The sequence below is a fragment of the Tabrizicola sp. T46 genome, assembly GCF_057219895.1.
Map to the genome: position 1 here is coordinate 124,802 of NZ_JBXVVV010000002.1, position 17,726 is coordinate 142,527.

Below are 17,726 nucleotides of genomic sequence, written 5' to 3' on the forward strand. Positions count from 1 at the left end.
AGGCGACGATGACGCATCTGGTGCACGCCCGGATCGAGGGCGCGCTGGTCATGATCGGTTTCGGCTCGATCGGGCGCGGGGTGCTGCCGCTGATCGAACGCCATATCGGCTTTGACCGGGCGCATTTCACGGTGATCGAGCCGGCCGAGGACTATGCCCATATCCTGCGGGATTACGGGATCCGGCATCTGCCCGTCGCGCTGACGGAGGGGAACTTCGCCGAGGTGCTGCGGCCGCTGTTCCCGCAGGGGCGGGGGATGATCGTCAACCTCTCGGTCGACGTGGATTCGATCGAGCTGATGAAGCTCGCGCAGGAGATGGGGGTTCAGTACATCGACACGGTGGTGGAGCCCTGGCCGGGGTTCTACTTCGGGTCAAGCCTGCCGAATGCGGACCGGACGAACTATCCCCTGCGTGAAAAGGTGCGGGCCCTGGGCAAGACCTATGTCGGCGGGCCGACGGCGGTAAGCTGCTGCGGGGCGAACCCGGGGATGGTGTCCTGGCTTTTGAAAGAGGCGCTCTTGCGGCTGGCGGCGGATACCGGCGTGGCGGCCGATCCGAAATCGCGCGAGGATTGGGCGCGGCTGATGCAGGGGCTGGGGGTCAAGGGCATCCATGTGGCCGAGCGCGACACACAGGTTTCGGCGCAACCGAAGCCGCCGGGGGTGTTCGTGAACACATGGTCGGTCGATGGGCTTCTGTCCGAAGGGTATCAGCCTGCGGAGCTGGGCTGGGGCACGCATGAGAAGAAGCTGCCGCCCCACGGCCACGCCTTCGACCACGGGCCGGGCTATGCGATCTGGATCGACCGGCCGGGTGCCGACACGCGGGTGCGGAGCTGGTGCCCGGATGTGGGCCCGCAGTTCGGTTACGTCATCACCCATAACGAGGCGCTGTCGATCCCCGACTACTACACGGTCTGGGAGGGGGGCAAAGCGGTCTATCGTCCGACCTGTCACTATGCCTATCACCCCTGCAACGACGCGATCCTGAGCTTGCACGAGATGAACGGGGCGGGGCAGCGCCAGCCGGATCAGCATATCCTTACGGTGGACGAGATCGTCTCGGGCGGGGATGACCTTGGGGTGCTTATCTACGGCCACGCCAAGGGGGCGATGTGGTATGGCTCGCGCCTGTCTTGCGAGGAGGCGCGGCGGCTGGCGCCCTATCAGAACGCGACGGGGATGCAGGTGACGAGTGCCGTCTTGGCAGCGATGGTCTGGGCGGTGGAGAACCCGAACGCAGGCTTTGTCGAGGCGGACGAGATGGACCATGTCCGCTGCCTTGAGGTGCAGCGACCGTATCTGGGGCAGATCGCCTGCCATTACACCGACTGGACGCCGCTGCAGAACCGGATCAACCGCTTCGCCGAGGACCGCGACGAGGACGACCCCTGGCAGTTCACGAACTTCCTTGCGGTCTGAGGTCCGGGCTGCCTTGGCCTTTCGTCCGGGTTGAACCCTCTGGCCATGCGCGGCTTTGACGGGTAAACGGGGCGGGACTCCGGGGGCCAGAATGAACGACCAGATCAAGCCGCAGCCAGGCATCCTTGACATCGCCCTTTACGAGGGCGGCAAGGCGCATGTCGCGGGCGTGGCCAATGTGGTCAAGCTGAGCTCGAACGAGAACCCGTTCGGGCCGTCGGACAAGGCGAAGGATGCCTTTTCGCGCACGGTCCATTCGCTGCACCGCTACCCCGTCACCGACCACGCCGACCTGCGGGCCGCGATTGCGGAAGAGCATGGGCTGGACGCGGGCCGGATCATCTGCGGGGCGGGATCGGACGAGATCATCACTTTCCTCTGCCAGGCCTATGCCGCGCCGCGCGATGAGGTGGTCTTCACCGAGCACGGGTTCCTGATGTACCGCATCTCGGCGCTGGCGGTCGGGGCGACGCCGGTCGAGGTGCCGGAGCGCGAGCGCACGGCGGATGTCGATGCGATCCTCGAGGCCTGCAATCGCCGGACGAAGCTGGTCTTCATCGCCAATCCGAACAACCCCACGGGGACGATGGTTTCGGCGCCCGAGATCGCACGGCTGGCCGCCGGGCTGCCGCCGCAGGCGCTGCTGGTTCTGGACGGGGCCTATGCGGAATATGTCGAGGGCTATGACGGCGGGGCGGCGCTGGTGGACGGGCGCGACAACGTGGTGATGACGCGCACGTTTTCGAAGATCTACGGGCTGGGGGGCCTGCGGATCGGCTGGGGTTACGGGCCGCGCCATGTGATCGACGTCCTGAACCGGATCCGGGGGCCGTTCAACCTGTCGACGACGCAGCTGGAGACGGCAGAGGCGGCGGTGCGGGACCGCGACCATGTGGCGCGCTGCCGGGCCGAGAATGCGCGGATGCGGACCTGGCTGGCGGGGGCGCTGGGCGAGCTGGGCGTGCCATCCGACACCTCGATGGCCAACTTCATCCTGGCGCGGTTCGCGAGCCAGGAAGAGGCCGAGGCCTGTGACGCGTTCCTGCAATCGCAGGGCCTGATCGTGCGGCGGGTGGCGGGCTACAAGCTGCCGCATTGCCTACGGATCACCATCGGGGACGAGGCCGCCTGCCGGCAGGTCGCCCATGCCGTGGCGCAGTTCAAGGGTGTGAAATGATCTACGGTCGCGTCGCGCTGATCGGCCTGGGGCTGATCGCCTCGTCCATGGCGCATGCCATGCGGGCGGGTGGGCTGGCCGGCGAGATCGTGGGCTTTGCGAAGTCGCCCGAGACCCGGGCGGTGGCGAAGGAACTGTTCTGCGACCGGGTGACCGAGACGGCGGCCGAGGCGGTCAGGGATGCGGACCTTGTGGTCCTGTGCGTGCCCGTTGGCGCGATGGGGGTGCTGGCCGAGGCGATCGGCCCGCACCTGAAGCCGGGTGCTGTGGTTACGGATGTCGGGTCGGTGAAGCAGGCGGTGGTCGATGCGGTGGCGCCGCACCTGCCGGAGGGCGTCCACTTCATCCCCGGCCACCCGCTGGCGGGGACGGAGTATTCCGGGCCGCGGTCGGGCTTTGCGACGCTGTTCCAGAACCGCTGGTGGCTTCTGACGCCGCTGCCGGGCACCGACGAGGCCGAGATCGCGCGGCTGGAGAGCCTTCTCAAGGCGATGGGCGCGAATGTCGACCGGATGGACGTGGCGCGGCATGACCTTGTGCTGGCGGTCGTCAGCCATACGCCGCACCTCATTGCTTACACCATGGTCGGGGTGGCGGATCACATGCGGCGGGTGTCGCAGTCCGAGGTCATCAAGTATTCGGCCAGCGGCTTTCGCGACTTTACCCGGATCGCGGCCAGCGACCCGACCATGTGGCGCGACGTGTTCCTGACCAACAAGGACGCGGTACTGGATATCCTTGGCCGCTTTGCCGAAGAGCTCTTCACCCTTCAGCGGGCGATCCGGATGGGGGATGGCGACCACCTGCACGCCTATTTCACCCGCACCCGCGCGATCCGGCGGGGGATCATCGAGGCCGGGCAGGACACGGCGGCCCCCGATTTCGGCCGCGCGCCGGTGAAGGAGGGCTAGGCCGGTGCTGCGGGTCGTCGCGTTTCTTCTGTGCTGGGCCGCCACAGGGGCCATGGCACAGGACGTGACCTCGTCGCCCCGCCCGCCCGCGAATCCGCTGGCGAAACCTGCCGAAGCAGCGGTGACGGTTGCCACCTCGGAGACACCTGCGGCTCCGGCGGCAGAACCCGCACCCGCGCCGGTCGCTGCCGCCACCTTGCGCCCAAAGGCCCGGCCGGCCGCGCTTGTGGCTGCGGTCGCCGCCCCTGCGGAACCTGAGGCTGAGGCAGCGGTCGTCGCCGTTGCCGCCGAACCGGCGCCGGAGGGTGCGCTGGTTCGGTCGCTGCGCCCCGAGCCCCGTCCGCGCGGGCTGGAACGCCGGATTGCGGCGCTTGCCGCCTCGGCCCCGGCGGCGGGGCTCGACCTGTCGTCGAACCCCGGTGGCGCGGACGTGGACCTTGCGGCGGTCGAGCCGCCCACGGCAAGGGAGCGCCGGAAGAAAAAACGCGAGGCCGCCTCGATGAAGGGGGCGGTCTGCGGTGTGCCCGGAATAAAGGGCGAGGAGATCAAGCGCATCTCCTCGAAGGTGAAGGGCTGCGGGGTGGAAGACCCGGTTGCTGTCACCTCGGTTTCGGGCGTGCGGCTGAGCCAGACCGCGACGGTCGATTGCAGCATCGCCAAGGCGCTGAATTCATGGGTGGATGAGGTGGCCCAGCCCGCCTTCGACGGCAAGCTGGTGGAGCTGCGGATCGCAGCGCATTACATCTGCCGCAGCCGCAACAACAAGAGGGGCGCGCCGATCAGCGAGCATGGCAAGGGCCGGGCGGTCGATATTTCGGCCTTCGTCCTGTCGAACGGCAAGGTGCTGACGGTTTCGGACAACTACAACCGGTTGCTCCGGCGCATCTACAAGGCGGCATGCCCCTATTTCCGCACGACGCTCGGCCCAGGGTCGGACGGATATCATGAGGATCACTTCCACTTCGACACCTCGGCCAGAAGCGGTGGGTCCTACTGCCGGTAGGTGGCGTCAGCCGCTCGGGGGGATCAGCACCGGGGCCGGACCCAGCGGGATCGGGCCGAAGGACATCCATCCGTCCTGAAGGATGAGCGGGATTTTCAGCACCTCCGGGTCGCCGGTCTGGCGGGCCAGGCCTTCCAGCATCGTCTCGGCGGTGCGGGCGAGTTGCGGCCGGACCGTGCCGGAGGCGACAAGGATCGGCATCACCGTCCGCCAGTTCGCTATGGTGAAGTTGATCCGCCCTGAAGCGAGGCCCTGCTCGTCGGGGGCGATGCTGCCGTCGGCGGTCAGCGTGACCTCGCCCCAGTTGAGGCCAAGGTCCGAAAGGGTGAGGGCGGCAAGGCGGGGTTGGGTTTCGGCCACGTGCCGGTCAAGGGAGGCAGTCAGGGTGGCGGTCGCGCGGAGGCGGACTTCGGAGATCTGGGCGGGAAGCGCACCATCCGGGGCGATCTGGCGCAGAAGGGCCGGATCGGGGGCAAGTCCGGCGATGTCGGCGGCGAGGTCGTAGGCGTTGGGCGTACCGGTGGCCGCGCCGAGGGACAGGACGGCCTTGTCGATCCCGTAGGTCCAGCCAAGGGACGAGGCCGCGGCAAGGGGGCCGGATTCCACGATCGCCATGGCCAGTGGCACGTCAAGCGTGGGGCGTGCGCGGAGGCTGGCGCGAAAGCCTTCGGAAGTGACGGTGATCTCTTGCCCCGGCAGCGTGACCGTCTGTTCGGGCGGCAGGGCGGCGATGATGTGCCAGGGCTTCCAGGTCATGGCGAAGACCTGGGCAAAGGGGGCCTGCCAGCCGATGCCGCTGGCGGGATCGGCAAAACGGATGCCCTCGGCTGTGAGGTCGAAGCGGTTGGGAAAGCCTGCCACGGAGAGGTCCGAGGTTTCGGCCGTGATCCCGTTTGCGGCCTGGGCAGCGATCCAGTCATTCGCGGCGCCGCGCAGGAAGGAAGAACCGACGAACCAGTAGCCGGACCAGAGGGCGGTCAGCGTGACGAGAAGGAAGAGTAGCTTGCGCATGCCGCGGCCCTTTTCTTTGCCCTTTCTGCGGTGTTTACAGGTCCGGAAAGGCAAGGGCCAGTGCAAGCGCCGGAGATGGACGGATCACTTTGGGTTTTCGGCTACGGGTCCCTGATCTGGGACCCGGGTTTTCCGGTCGCCGAGCAGCGGATCGGGCGGGTGGAGGGCTGGCACCGCAGCTTCTGCATGCGGTCGATCCATCACCGCGGGACGGTGGAGCGGCCCGGCCTGGTCCTGGCCCTTGACCGGGCCGAGGGGGCAAGCTGCCTGGGCGTTGCCTTCCGCGTGGCCGAGGGTGCCGAGACAACGACCATCGCTGCCCTGCGGGAACGCGAGCTTGTATCGTCGGCCTATCTGGAGACGAGGGTGGCGGTCGAGACGGACAGTGGGAGTCTTGAGGCGCTGGTCTATGTGATCGACCCGCACCATGTGCAGTATTGCCGCATCGACCTCGACGAGCAGGCCAGGATCATCGCCAGCGCGTCGGGCGGGCGCGGGGCGAACCGGGATTACCTCTGGTCGACCGCCGCGCATCTGGCAGAGCTTGGCATCGCCGACCCGGACCTTGAATGGCTCGCGCAGCGGGTGCGGGCGCTGACCTGAGCTTTTGCTTGGCAGATACAATGGGCCTGCTACCATGGCGCAAGGCAGGAACAGAAGGACGGCATGTCCCAGGCGGAATCCATCGGAACCACGGTCGGCACAACGTTCAGTCAGCCGATCCGCGCCATCACCACGATGCTCCTCGTCTGTGCCCTGGTCGGCGCGGGGGCCTGGCTGATCCATGGCCAGATCATCGACATCCTGCGCACCAACACGCTTCTGAACGGACTCATTGCCTTTGTCTTCGTGATCGGGGTGCTGACCTGTTTCTGGCAGGTCTGGATTCTGGCGCAGTCGGTCTACTGGATCGAGAACTTCGTGCGGGGCACGCCCGGGGCCGCTGCCGAGACGCCGCCGCGCCTGCTCGCGCCCCTCGCAGCCCTTCTGCGGTCGCGCACGGCGCGGATGTCGATTTCCGCCTCGTCCTCGCGGTCGATCCAGGAGTCGGTCACGCAGCGGATCGACGAGGCGCGGGATATCACCCGCTATCTGATCAACCTGCTGGTCTTCCTTGGCCTTCTGGGCACCTTCTGGGGTCTGGCGACGACCGTCCCGGCGGTGGTCGAGACGATCCGGTCGCTGGCCCCGCAGGAAGGGGAAAGCGGGCTGGATGTCTTCGGTAAGCTGATGGGGGGCCTTGAAAGCCAGCTGGGCGGGATGGGGACGGCGTTTTCCTCATCGCTTCTCGGGCTGGCCGGATCGCTGGTGCTGGGGCTTCTTGAGCTGTTCGCCGGGCACGGGCAGAACCGGTTCATCCGCGAGCTGGAGGAATGGCTGTCCTCGATCACCCGGATCGGGATCGCGGGCGATGGCGACGGGGGCGACCAGAGCGGGCTTGCGGCCTTTGCCGACCAGATCGCCGTGCAGGTGGAGCAGTTGCAGCTTCTGACCATGCAGTCCGAAGCCGCGCGGGCGGTGACGGATGCCCGCATCGCCGAGCTTGCCGCCGCGATGGAGCGGCTGGCCGAACGGATCGAGGCAGACCGCGCCCAGGCCGCGACCGAGAAGGGGCAGTCCACTGCGCTGAAGCGGCTGGCCGAGGCGCAGGCCGCCTCGCTGGACCGGATCGCGGAGGGGCAGGACAAGGTGCTGGTGGCGCTGGCTGCGGGCGAGGGTGGCGGGCAGACCGATGCCGAAAGCCGGATGCGCCTGCGGTCGATCGATGTGCAGCTTCTGCGGATCCTGGAAGAGATGTCGGCCGGGCGGCAGGAAACCCTTGCCGACCTGCGCGCCGACATCGCCGGACTGACGGCGGCGATCCGGCAGTTGAGCCGCACGACGGCGGGGCGATAGGCCATGGCTCGCGCGCAGCGCCGGGACAGCTCGCTTATCTGGCCCGGGTTCGTCGATGCAGTGACGACGCTTCTGATGGTGCTGATGTTCGTCCTGACCATCTTCACCGTGATGCAGTCGATCCTGCGCGACGAGATCACCACGCAGGATACCGAGCTGGACGAACTGTCGGCCCAGGTCGCTGATCTTGCCGGTGCACTGGGGCTGGAGCGGACGCGGGCGGCGAACCTTGAGGCGGATATCGCAAGCCTGCGGGCCGGGCTGGCGGCGGCACAGGCGGATGGCGAGGCGAAGGCGGGCATCATCGCAACGCTGACGGCCGACCTTGCGGCGCGCGAAGGCGAACTGGCGGCGGCGACCAGCCGGATCACCGATTTCGAGGCGCAGGTAGCGGCCCTGCTGGTCGAGCGCGACACCGCGCGGGGGCAGGCGGCGGACCTGACGGCAACGGTGGCCGAACTTGAGGCTGCCCAGGCCAAGCTCGTCAGCGAAGCCGAGGCGATGACGCTCGCCCTTGCCAAGGCGAGGGATGAGATCGACGCCGGGGCGGAAGCGGCACGGCTGGCGGCAGCACGGCGCGAGGCGCTGGAGGCGCTGGTCGCGGACCTGCGGACGCGTGAGGCGGCGGGGGCCGCGGCGCTGAACGAGGCGAAGGAAGCCGTGTCCGAGGCCGAGGCCGCGCGGCTGGCCGATGCGGCCGCGCTGGCCGCGCTGCGTGAGCGGCTGGCCACATCGGACACCGAGCTGACGGCGATGACCCTGGCGCTGGAGGCCGAGCGGAAGCGGGCGGAAGAGACGCTGACCCTTCTGGCCGCCGCGCGGCTGGCGGCTGAAACGGGTCAGACGGAAAAGGATGCGGCGGTCGCCGAAGCCGAACGGCTGCTTCTGGCCGAACAGGAAAAGGCCCTGGCGGCGGCGCGGGAGGTCGAGCTGCTGAACCAGCAGGTCGCGGCCCTGCGCGCGCAGCTGGGCAGCCTGCAACAGGTCCTGGACGAGGCCGAAGCGCGGGATGCAGCGGCGCAGGTGCAGATGGAAAGCCTGGGGTCGGACCTGAACGCGGCCCTTGCGCAGGTCGCCTCGGAACAGCGCCGCCGGGCCGAGCTTGAGGCGGCCGAGGCAGCGCGGCTGGCGGCCGAAAACCGCGATCTGGCGCGCTTCCGGTCCGAGTTCTTCGGCGAGTTGTCCGCCCTTCTGGAAGGGCGCGAGGGTGTGCGAGTGGTGGGCGACCGCTTCGTCTTTTCCTCGGAGGTCCTGTTCAACCCCGGTTCGGCCGATCTGGCGCCGGAAGGGCAGGCGCAGATTGCCAGCGTCGTGCGGACGCTGGACGAGGTGCGCCAGAAGATCCCGCCCGAGATCGACTGGATCATCCGGGTGGACGGCCATACCGACAACGTGCCGCTTTCGGGCGGCGGTGCCTTTGCCGACAACTGGGAACTGAGCCAGGCACGGGCGCTGTCGGTCGTTCGCTTCATGCAGGATGAGCTTGGGTTCCCGCCTGATCGGATGGCGGCGACAGGCTTTGGCGAATACCGCCCGGTGGCGGTGGGCGACGACGAGGCATCGCGCGCCCAGAACCGGCGGATCGAATTGAAGCTGACCGAGCGGTGACAAGCGCGCAAGCCTGACCGTGCCCTGCGCTTCCGACACCCTTGCGGTCGATGTCACCGGGACGGCCCGTGCGGACCGTGAGAGGCGGAGGGTCGTGCTTACCTCGGAGGGCGAGGTTGGCCTTTTGGTGGCGGGGGCGTTTCCGGCCCGGCAGGCTTGGGAGAGGCCGGTGAGGACTCTTGCCCGGGTGCTGATCGTGCCCGGGTGACACGCGCCGGAACATTCCCGGCGGAGACAGGTTCAGAAACGGCAATGCGACCTGTTGGAGATCGCCATGCCTGCCGACCCTGGTCCTGCCCAAACCCCCGCCCCTGCCACCAAGCGCAATTCCGATGGCTGGCATGATCGTCTGACGGCCGCTGAGAAACGGTTCTTCAAGATGAACCCAAGGTCGCGCGAGCTGGCCATGGACTGCGGAGCGGGGATCGTCCTCGGGCTGGGGATCGGGCTTGCGATCGGCCTGGCCATCGAAAGTATCGGCGCGGGGATCGGCACCGGGCTTGCCTTCGGCATCGCCATCGCCGTCCTGACCGGGCAGCGCTGAACGGCCGGCTGATTTCCCAGCCGGCCATCCGGTTTTTCAGGCGCTTACTCTGCCGTCAGAAGCGGTGGCTTCTGCCCAGTGAGGCGGGGTTTCGCGGGTTCCTCGATGTCGAGCACGATTGCATCGTCCTTGACCTGGACGCGGACCACGCCGCCCTTCACCAGCCGGCCGAAGAGAAGCTCTTCCGCGAGCGGCTTCTTGATGTGTTCCTGGATCACGCGGCCAAGTGGACGTGCGCCCATCTTGTCGTCGTAGCCTTTGTCGCCCAGCCAGAGCGCGGCCTCAGGCGAAAGCTCGATATGGACGCCGCGGTCCATGAGCTGGGCTTCCAGCTGGAGGACGAACTTCTCGACCACCTGCAGGATGATCTCCTTGCCCAGGGGGGCGAAGTTGATCACCGCGTCCAGACGGTTGCGGAATTCCGGCGTGAAGGTCCGCTCGATCGCCGCGGTATCTTCGCCCGTCCGACGTTCGCGGCCAAAGCCGATGGCCGCCTGCGACTGTTCACGCGCGCCCGCGTTCGAGGTCATGATCAGGATCACGTTGCGGAAATCCACCGTCCGGCCATTGTGGTCGGTGAGTTTCCCGTGGTCCATCACCTGAAGGAGGATGTTGTAGACATCCGGGTGGGCCTTTTCCATTTCGTCCAGGAGCAGCACCGAATGCGGGTGCTGGTCGATGGCATCGGTCAACATGCCGCCCTGGTCAAAGCCGACATAGCCGGGCGGGGCGCCGATCAGTCGGCTCACCGCGTGTTTCTCCATGTATTCCGACATGTCGAAGCGGATCAGCTCCACGCCCAGGCTGGAAGCGAGCTGCTTGGCGACCTCGGTCTTGCCGACGCCTGTCGGGCCGGCGAAGAGGTAGTTTCCGATGGGCTTTTCCGGTTCGCGCAGGCCCGCGCGGGCGAGTTTGATGGCCGAGCACAGCGCCTCCACCGCCTTGTCCTGGCCGAAGACGACGCGCTTCAGCGTCTTTTCAAGGTCGCGCAGGGTTTCGGCATCGTCCTTCGACACGGTCTTCGGGGGGATGCGGGCGATCTTGGCCACGACAGCCTCGATCTCCTTCACGCCAAGCGACTTCCGGCGCTTCGATTCCACGACAAGGTGCTGGGCCGCCCCGGCCTCGTCGATCACGTCGATGGCCGAGTCGGGAAGCTTGCGGTCATGGATGTAGCGCGCGGCCAGTTCCACCGCCGACTTGATCGCGTCGTTGGTGTATTTGAGGTCGTGGTGTTCCTCGAAATGCGGCTTCAGACCCATAAGGATCTTGATCGCGTCGGGCACCGAGGGTTCGTTCACGTCGATTTTCTGGAAGCGGCGGGAAAGGGCGCGGTCCTTTTCGAAGTGCTGGCGGAATTCCTTGTAGGTGGTCGATCCCATGCAGCGCAGCTTGCCGCCCTGCAGCGCGGGTTTCAGTAGGTTCGACGCATCCATAGCGCCGCCACTGGTCGCACCAGCGCCGATCACGGTGTGGATCTCGTCGATGAAGAGGATCGCGTCGGGGTGATCCTCAAGCTCTTTCACCACCTGCTTCAGGCGTTCCTCGAAGTCGCCGCGATACCGGGTGCCGGCGAGCAAGGCACCCATGTCGAGGCTGAAGATCGTGGCCTTGGACAGGACCTCGGGCGTTTCGCCCAGCACGATCTTGCGGGCCAGACCTTCGGCGATGGCGGTCTTGCCGACGCCGGGGTCGCCCACCAGAAGGGGGTTGTTCTTGCGGCGACGGCAGAGGACCTGGATCGCACGCTCAACCTCGGCCTCGCGGCCGATGAGCGGGTCAACGTCGCCCTTCCGCGCCTTCACGTTCAGGTCGACGCAGTATTTGGACAGTGCGGATTCCTTCGCCTCGCCGGCTTCGGCCTTCGGCGTTTCCTGCTGTTCGTCCGCGCCCTGCACGGGCCGCGCCTCACCATAGGACGGGTCCTTCGCCACGCCATGGGCGATGAAGTTGACCGCGTCGTAGCGGGTCATGTCCTGTTCCTGCAGGAAGTAGGCAGCGTTCGATTCGCGTTCGGCGAAGATCGCGACAAGGACATTCGCCCCTGTCACTTCGGTCCGGCCCGAGCTTTGCACATGGATCGCGGCGCGCTGGATCACGCGCTGGAAGGCGGCGGTTGGCACGGCCTCGGACCCCTCGACATCGGTGACGAGGGTGGAGAGATCATCGTCGATGAAATCGGTCAGGGTCTTGCGAAGCTCATCCAGATCCACGGCGCAGGCCTTCATCACCCGCGCGGCGTCCGGTTCGTCGATCAGCGACAGAAGGAGGTGTTCCAGCGTCGCAAGCTCGTGCCGGCGCGAGTTGGCCAGCGCAAGCGCCGAGTGGATGGCTTGTTCGAGCGTTGTCGAAAACGATGGCACGTGCGTGCTCCTGTCCTGCGGGGCGGGAGGGGGCGGTGGCCCGATCCAACCGTGGCCTCATATGCTTAAAGTTCGGTTTTCCGCGCCGCACTTCAAGCGCAATCTTCAAGATTTCGGGGTTTCCACCCGGTCATCACACCATTTGTGATAGGGTAGCCTCAGAACTTGTCTTTTCTGGCCCGGATTTCGGCGAAAACGGTGGCGTCGTCGGCATCGGGCAAGCCGACAGCGGCTTTCAGCGCGGGAAGACGCGCCCGGAGGAAGGGGTTTGTGTCAAGCTCGGTCTGCAGCGGGACCGGCACGGTCGGCGTGCCTTGGGCGCGGTGTGCGGCGACCTCGGCTACCCGGGAGATAAGCTTGTCATTGCCGGGTTCAAGGGTGAGTGCGAAGCGCAGGTTCGATGCGGTGTATTCGTGGCCCGAGCAGATGATCGTGTCCGGCGGCAGGGCGGCGAGTTTCGACAGGCTGTCCCACATCTGCCGGGCTGTGCCCTCGAAAAGCCGCCCGCAGCCGCCTGACATCAGGCTGTCGGCGGTGAAGGCAAGGCCTGCGGAGGGGATGTGAAAGGCGATGTGGCCGACGGTGTGGCCGGGAACGTCGATCACGCGGACATGCTCGCCACAGATGGACAGGGGGTCGTCTTCGGTCAGGGTGATGTCCAGTCGGGGCAGGCGGTGCGTGTCGGCGGCGGCGCCATGGACGCGCGCGCCGGTGGCGGCACGAAGCGTATCGACGCCCTGGATATGGTCGTCATGGTGATGGGTGATGAGGATGTCGGACAACGTCCAGCCCCGCGCCTTCAAGGCTTCAAGAATGGGCGCAGCGTCGGGCACATCGACGCAGGCGGTCTGGCCGCGGGCGGCGTCGTGCACGAGGTAGGCGTAGTTGTCGGTGAGGCAGGGAATCGTCACAAGCTCGAGCGGCATGGTCTTCGGGCCTTTCCGGGGTATGATGGCGGGAAGGATTGACCGGGGAATGGCCGACCGCAATGCACCTTGATGTGCTTGACCTGCGAAACTTCTACTACCGCACGCAACTGGGCCGGGTGGCGCAGCGGGCGATCCGGGATCAGGTGGTCAAGCACTGGCCGCCGGGACCGGGGCAGACCGTGGCGGGCTTTGGCTTCGCCGTGCCGCTTCTGCGCCCCTATCTGGCCGAAGCGCGGCGGGTCGTGGGGCTTATGCCGGGGCCGCAGGGGGTGATGCCCTGGCCCGCGGGAATGGAGAATGTCAGCGTCCTTTGCGAGGACACCGCCTGGCCCCTGCCGACCGGGCTGGTGGACCGGCTGGTCCTGATGCACGGCCTCGAGACGTCAGAGAACCCCTCGGCCGTGCTGGAAGAGGCGGGGCGGGTGCTGGCCCCCGGGGGCCGGGCGCTGATCATCGTGCCGAACCGGTCCGGGCTTTGGGCGCGGAGCGATGTCACCCCCTTCGGATTTGGCCGGCCCTACTCGGTGGCCCAGCTTGAGGCGCAGCTTCGCCGCCACGGGTTTACCCCCGAACGCAGCCAGTCGGTCCTTTTCGCCCCACCTGCCGCGACCCGATTCTGGCTGCGGACTGCGGACTTCTGGGAGGCGATCGGACGGCGAATCCCCTGGCTTGTCGGTGGGGTACTGATGGTCGAGGCGTCGAAGCAGGTCTACGCCCCCACGCGGGGTGGGCTGGGGGCTGCCGTGCGGCGCCCGCTGAAGGTCCTTGAAGGGGTCGGCAAGGGCGCACCGGAACCGGCGATGAACCGGCACTGAGCAGCTTGGCGATGTGACCCGGATGCCGCAGCGCAGCGCCTGCGGCGACTTGCCCGGATGTTTACGCAATCAAGCCCCTCGAAAGGGCCAGCAACCCGGTTGCGGGGTAGGAACGGCTCTGCTAAGGACGCCCGCGACGGATGGCTGACGCCATGGCCGAGGGGGTCGTGGTGTGTGCCGAAGGATCGCCTGGTTCGCACAAGAGCCCAGGGCATCAGACAACGGAAGGGATGACGTGTCAGAACCGGCTTCGATCTCTCTGGGCATTGCCTCGCGCTACGCATCGGCCTTGTTCGAACTGGCCAAGGACGACAAGGCGCTGAAGGCGCTGGAAGCCGATACGACCGCATTGTCCGAAACGCTTGCTGCCAGCGCGGACCTGCGCGCCATGATCGCCTCGCCGGTGATCAGCCGCGAGGATCAGGGCAAAGCCATCTCGGCGATTGCCGCGAAGATGGGCCTTGGCGCGCTGATGGCGAACACGCTTGCGCTGATGGCCGACAAGCGGCGCCTCTTCGTGCTGCCGCAATTCCTGACCGCGCTGACCGACCTGATCGCCGCCGAGAAAGGCGAAGTGACCGCCGAGGTCACCGCCGCCCGCGCGCTGTCGGCTGCACAATCGAAGAAACTTGCCGAGACGCTGAAGGCCCGCGTCGGCAAGACCGTGAAACTGAAAACCACCGTCGATGAATCCCTTATCGGCGGTCTAGTCGTCAAGCTGGGCTCGACCATGATCGACACGTCGGTCAAGGCAAAGCTCGCGGCCCTGCAAAATGCAATGAAAGAGGTTGGGTGATGGGAATCCAGGCTGCTGAGATCTCTGCGATCCTGAAAGAGCAGATCAAGAACTTCGGCAAGGATGCGGAAGTGGCCGAAGTCGGTCGCGTGCTGTCGGTCGGCGACGGGATTGCCCGTGTGCATGGCCTTGACAACGTGCAGGCCGGCGAGATGGTCGAATTCCCCGGCGGCATCCGCGGGATGGCCCTGAACCTCGAAGTCGACAACGTAGGCGTCGTGATCTTCGGTTCGGACCAGGACATCAAGGAAGGCGACACGGTCAAGCGCACCAAGTCCATCGTGGACGTGCCGGCCGGTGACGGGCTTCTGGGCCGCGTCGTCGACGCGCTGGGCAATCCGATCGACGGCAAGGGCCCGATCAAGGCGGCCGAGCGCCGCGTGGCCGACGTGAAGGCCCCCGGGATCATCCCGCGCCGTGGCGTGCACGAGCCGATGGCAACCGGTCTCAAGGCCGTGGACGCGATGATCCCGATCGGCCGCGGCCAGCGCGAACTGATCATCGGCGACCGCCAGACCGGCAAGACCGCCGTGGCACTCGACACCATCCTGAACCAGAAGGTCTACAACGAGGCCGCGGGTTCCGACGAATCGAAGAAGCTCTACTGCATCTATGTCGCCGTCGGCCAGAAGCGCTCGACCGTCGCGCAGTTGGTGAAGAAGCTGGAAGAGACCGGCGCCATGGCCTACACGGTCGTCGTCGCCGCCACTGCTTCGGACCCGGCCCCGATGCAGTTCCTCGCCCCCTTCTCGGGCACCGCGATCGGCGAATACTTCCGTGACAACGGCCGCCACGCGCTGATGATCTACGATGACCTTTCGAAGCAGGCCGTGGCCTACCGCCAGATGTCGCTGCTGCTGCGCCGTCCGCCGGGACGCGAGGCCTACCCGGGCGACGTGTTCTACCTGCACTCGCGCCTTCTGGAGCGTTCGGCCAAGCTGAACGCCGACTTCGGCTCGGGCTCGCTGACCGCGCTGCCGATCATCGAAACCCAGGCCGGCGACATCTCGGCCTATATTCCGACGAACGTGATCTCGATCACCGACGGGCAGATCTTCCTGGAATCGGAACTTTTCTACCAGGGCATCCGTCCGGCCGTGAACACCGGTCTGTCGGTGAGCCGCGTGGGGTCCTCGGCCCAGACCTCGGCGATGAAGTCAGTCGCGGGCAAGGTGAAGCTGGAACTGGCGCAGTACCGCGAAATGGCGGCCTTCGCGCAGTTCGGCTCGGACCTTGACGCCTCGACCCAGCAGCTTCTGAACCGCGGTGCGCGCCTGACCGAGCTGATGAAGCAGAACCAGTATTCGCCGCTGACCAACGCGGAAATCGTCTGCATCATCTTTGCCGGCACCAACGGCTATCTCGACAAGTTGGCCGTTAAGGACGTGGGCCGGTTCGAGGCGGGCCTCCTGCAGCACCTGCGCACCAAGGGAAAGGCGCTTCTGGAGGATCTCACCAAGAACGACCGCAAGGTTGCCGGTGATCTGGAAAAGGCCATCCGCGCGGAACTCGACGCCTTCGCCAAAGACTTCGTCTGAGCGCCCCTGAAGGAGTAGGCAGATGCCCAGCCTGAAGGCACTCAAGAACCGGATCGGAAGCGTCAAGAACACGCGGAAGATCACGAAGGCGATGCAGATGGTCGCCGCGGCCAAGCTGCGCCGCGCGCAGGAGGCCGCCGAGGCCGCCCGGCCCTTTGCCGAGCGGATGACGGCGGTGATGTCGGCCCTTGCGGCCGGCGTCGGCACCGGCGAAGGCGCACCGAAGCTTCTCGCCGGGAACGGCCGGGACCAGGTGCACCTCTTGGTCGTGATGACCAGCGAACGCGGGCTTTGCGGCGGCTTCAACTCGTCGATCGTCAAGCTGGCCCGGTCGCGGGCGGCTGAACTGGTGGCGCAGGGCAAGACGGTGAAGATCCTGACCGTCGGCAAGAAGGGCCGCGAACAGCTCAAACGTGACTGGGCGCAGACCTTCGTCGGCCATGTCGACCTCAGCGACGTCAAGCGCGTGGGCTATGGCAACGCGCAAGGCATCGCCCGGCAGGTCACGGCGGCGTTCGAGGGTGGCGAGGCGGATGTCGTCACCATCTTCTACAACCGCTTCCAGTCGGTGATCAGCCAGATCCCGACGATGCAGCAGGTGATCCCGGCCAAGTTCGAAGGCACCGGCACCACGGCGCTTTACGACTACGAACCCTCGGAAGAGGCGATCCTGGCCGACCTTCTGCCGCGCGGTGTGGCGACGCAGATCTTCACGGCTCTTCTGGAAAACGGCGCCAGCGAACAGGGCGCGCGGATGTCCGCGATGGACAATGCGACCCGCAACGCCGGCGACATGATCAACAAGCTGACGATCCAGTACAACCGGAGCCGTCAGGCCGCGATCACCAAGGAACTGATCGAGATCATCTCGGGTGCCGAGGCGCTGTAACGAATGATCCCGCAACCGACATATGTTCAGAACGAGGACGAGAGCGATCTCATGTTCTCTGTCTGCTCGCTGGTGCGGGATCAGGACCAGTACGACCGACTTCTGGAAAGCTTCGCGACGTTCGGGTTCACGTCCGAGAACTCGGAGTTTCTTGCCGCGGACAATCGCAAGGGCAACCAGTTCGACGGGTTCAGCTGGCACAAGCACATGTGGCCGAAGTGCCGCGGGCGCTATGTGATCTTCTGCCACCAGGACGTGGAACTGATCGGCGCCGGCTATGACGATCTGGTCGCGCGTCTGGAAGAACTGGAAGCAAAGGACCCGCAGTGGCTGGTCGCGGGGAATGCCGGATGCATCTGGCGTCCGCTCGATCATTCGAAGACGGCGGTTGTCCTGCATATCAGCGATGTCTTCGGGGACAACCGTGGCGGCAGCAACGGTCTGCCGGCGCGGGTCGAGACGCTGGACGAGAACTTTCTGGTCATGCGGCGGCTGCGGCCGGTCCTTAACTCATACGACATGCAGGGGTTCCACTACTACGGGCCTGATCTGTGCTTTCAGGCCGAGTTTCTGGGTGGCCGGGCCTATGCGATCGATTTTCACCTGCGGCACCACGGCAGGGCGATGCGCGACGAGGCCTTCGACCGCCTCCGTCAGGCATTCATACAGAAATACCGGCGCTGGTTTCCGGGTCGGATCGTGCATTGCACGACCGGCCGGATAGCCCTTGGCGGCGGATGGTTCGACGCCCGGTAGGTCCGGGCACCAGGAAGATCACGGTCCGGCCGACCCGGACCAATGGAAACAAACGAAACGAGGCTT

General features: G+C 66.5%; 16 protein-coding genes. 13 read left to right on the forward strand and 3 right to left on the reverse strand.

Translation table 11 applies throughout. From position 1 onward, the window contains the following. Positions 1 to 8: 8 nt before the first annotated feature. The 4 genes from AC2D9V_RS08075 (at position 9) to AC2D9V_RS08090 (ending at position 4,515) form a co-directional block, all read left to right on the forward strand. On the forward strand, positions 9 to 1,424 hold the full coding sequence (locus AC2D9V_RS08075) for a homospermidine synthase (RefSeq protein WP_484713551.1): 1,416 nt from the start codon (positions 9 to 11) through the stop codon (positions 1,422 to 1,424). Between the two features lie 91 nt (positions 1,425 to 1,515). Continuing rightward, complete coding sequence (gene hisC / locus AC2D9V_RS08080; protein WP_484713552.1) at positions 1,516 to 2,601, forward strand: histidinol-phosphate transaminase; 1,086 nt, start codon at positions 1,516 to 1,518, stop codon at positions 2,599 to 2,601. Next, positions 2,598 to 3,512, forward strand: a complete 915-nt coding sequence (locus AC2D9V_RS08085) for a prephenate/arogenate dehydrogenase family protein (protein WP_484713553.1) — start codon at positions 2,598 to 2,600, stop codon at positions 3,510 to 3,512. The genes hisC and AC2D9V_RS08085 overlap by 4 nt, the downstream gene beginning before the upstream one ends. 4 nt (positions 3,513 to 3,516) lie before the next feature. Next, positions 3,517 to 4,515, forward strand: coding sequence for an extensin-like domain-containing protein (locus AC2D9V_RS08090; protein ID WP_484713554.1), 999 nt, complete (start codon positions 3,517 to 3,519; stop codon positions 4,513 to 4,515). 6 nt (positions 4,516 to 4,521) lie between these two features. On the opposite strand, the gene AC2D9V_RS08095 is transcribed toward AC2D9V_RS08090, so the two are convergent. Further along, positions 4,522 to 5,526: a DUF2125 domain-containing protein gene (locus tag AC2D9V_RS08095; protein WP_484713555.1), complete on the reverse strand. Its 1,005-nt coding sequence runs from the start codon at positions 5,524 to 5,526 to the stop codon at positions 4,522 to 4,524. A gap of 75 nt (positions 5,527 to 5,601) precedes the next feature. Between AC2D9V_RS08095 and AC2D9V_RS08100 the strand changes: the two genes are divergently transcribed. The 4 genes from AC2D9V_RS08100 to AC2D9V_RS08115 all read left to right on the forward strand — a co-directional run bounded on the left by AC2D9V_RS08100 (position 5,602) and on the right by AC2D9V_RS08115 (position 9,574). Continuing rightward, a complete protein-coding gene (locus AC2D9V_RS08100) occupies positions 5,602 to 6,129 on the forward strand; it encodes a gamma-glutamylcyclotransferase (protein ID WP_484713556.1) in 528 nt (175 codons plus the stop codon). A gap of 63 nt (positions 6,130 to 6,192) precedes the next feature. Then, positions 6,193 to 7,422 carry a biopolymer transporter ExbB gene (locus tag AC2D9V_RS08105; protein WP_484713557.1) on the forward strand — a complete coding sequence of 410 codons (1,230 nt, stop codon included), beginning with the start codon at positions 6,193 to 6,195 and terminating at the stop codon, positions 7,420 to 7,422. A gap of 3 nt (positions 7,423 to 7,425) precedes the next feature. Further along, a complete protein-coding gene (locus AC2D9V_RS08110) occupies positions 7,426 to 9,030 on the forward strand; it encodes a peptidoglycan -binding protein (protein WP_484713558.1) in 1,605 nt (534 codons plus the stop codon). Between the two features lie 274 nt (positions 9,031 to 9,304). Further along, a complete protein-coding gene (locus AC2D9V_RS08115) occupies positions 9,305 to 9,574 on the forward strand; it encodes a hypothetical protein (RefSeq protein ID WP_484713559.1) in 270 nt (89 codons plus the stop codon). 44 nt (positions 9,575 to 9,618) lie between these two features. On the opposite strand, the gene clpA is transcribed toward AC2D9V_RS08115, so the two are convergent. Together clpA and gloB are read right to left on the reverse strand one after the other, a co-directional pair. Next, positions 9,619 to 11,937, reverse strand: a complete 2,319-nt coding sequence (gene clpA / locus AC2D9V_RS08120; protein WP_484713560.1) for an ATP-dependent Clp protease ATP-binding subunit ClpA — start codon at positions 11,935 to 11,937, stop codon at positions 9,619 to 9,621. A 158-nt stretch (positions 11,938 to 12,095) separates the two neighbouring features. Further along, positions 12,096 to 12,863, reverse strand: coding sequence for a hydroxyacylglutathione hydrolase (gene gloB / locus AC2D9V_RS08125; RefSeq protein WP_484713561.1), 768 nt, complete (start codon positions 12,861 to 12,863; stop codon positions 12,096 to 12,098). Between the two features lie 62 nt (positions 12,864 to 12,925). Between gloB and AC2D9V_RS08130 the strand changes: the two genes are divergently transcribed. From AC2D9V_RS08130 to AC2D9V_RS08150, 5 genes are all read left to right on the forward strand, one after another. Further along, on the forward strand, positions 12,926 to 13,681 hold the full coding sequence (locus tag AC2D9V_RS08130; protein ID WP_484713562.1) for a class I SAM-dependent methyltransferase: 756 nt from the start codon (positions 12,926 to 12,928) through the stop codon (positions 13,679 to 13,681). 235 nt (positions 13,682 to 13,916) lie between these two features. Continuing rightward, the gene (locus AC2D9V_RS08135) at positions 13,917 to 14,477 is read left to right on the forward strand and encodes a F0F1 ATP synthase subunit delta (RefSeq protein ID WP_484713563.1); all 561 of its coding nucleotides are present in this window, start codon (positions 13,917 to 13,919) and stop codon (positions 14,475 to 14,477) included. Continuing rightward, on the forward strand, positions 14,477 to 16,015 hold the full coding sequence (atpA, locus tag AC2D9V_RS08140; RefSeq protein WP_484713564.1) for a F0F1 ATP synthase subunit alpha: 1,539 nt from the start codon (positions 14,477 to 14,479) through the stop codon (positions 16,013 to 16,015). The genes AC2D9V_RS08135 and atpA overlap by 1 nt, the downstream gene beginning before the upstream one ends. A gap of 22 nt (positions 16,016 to 16,037) precedes the next feature. Continuing rightward, positions 16,038 to 16,904 carry a F0F1 ATP synthase subunit gamma gene (locus AC2D9V_RS08145; RefSeq protein ID WP_484713565.1) on the forward strand — a complete coding sequence of 289 codons (867 nt, stop codon included), beginning with the start codon at positions 16,038 to 16,040 and terminating at the stop codon, positions 16,902 to 16,904. A gap of 3 nt (positions 16,905 to 16,907) precedes the next feature. Continuing rightward, on the forward strand, positions 16,908 to 17,660 hold the full coding sequence (locus AC2D9V_RS08150; RefSeq protein ID WP_484713566.1) for a hypothetical protein: 753 nt from the start codon (positions 16,908 to 16,910) through the stop codon (positions 17,658 to 17,660). Positions 17,661 to 17,726: the final 66 nt, after the last annotated feature.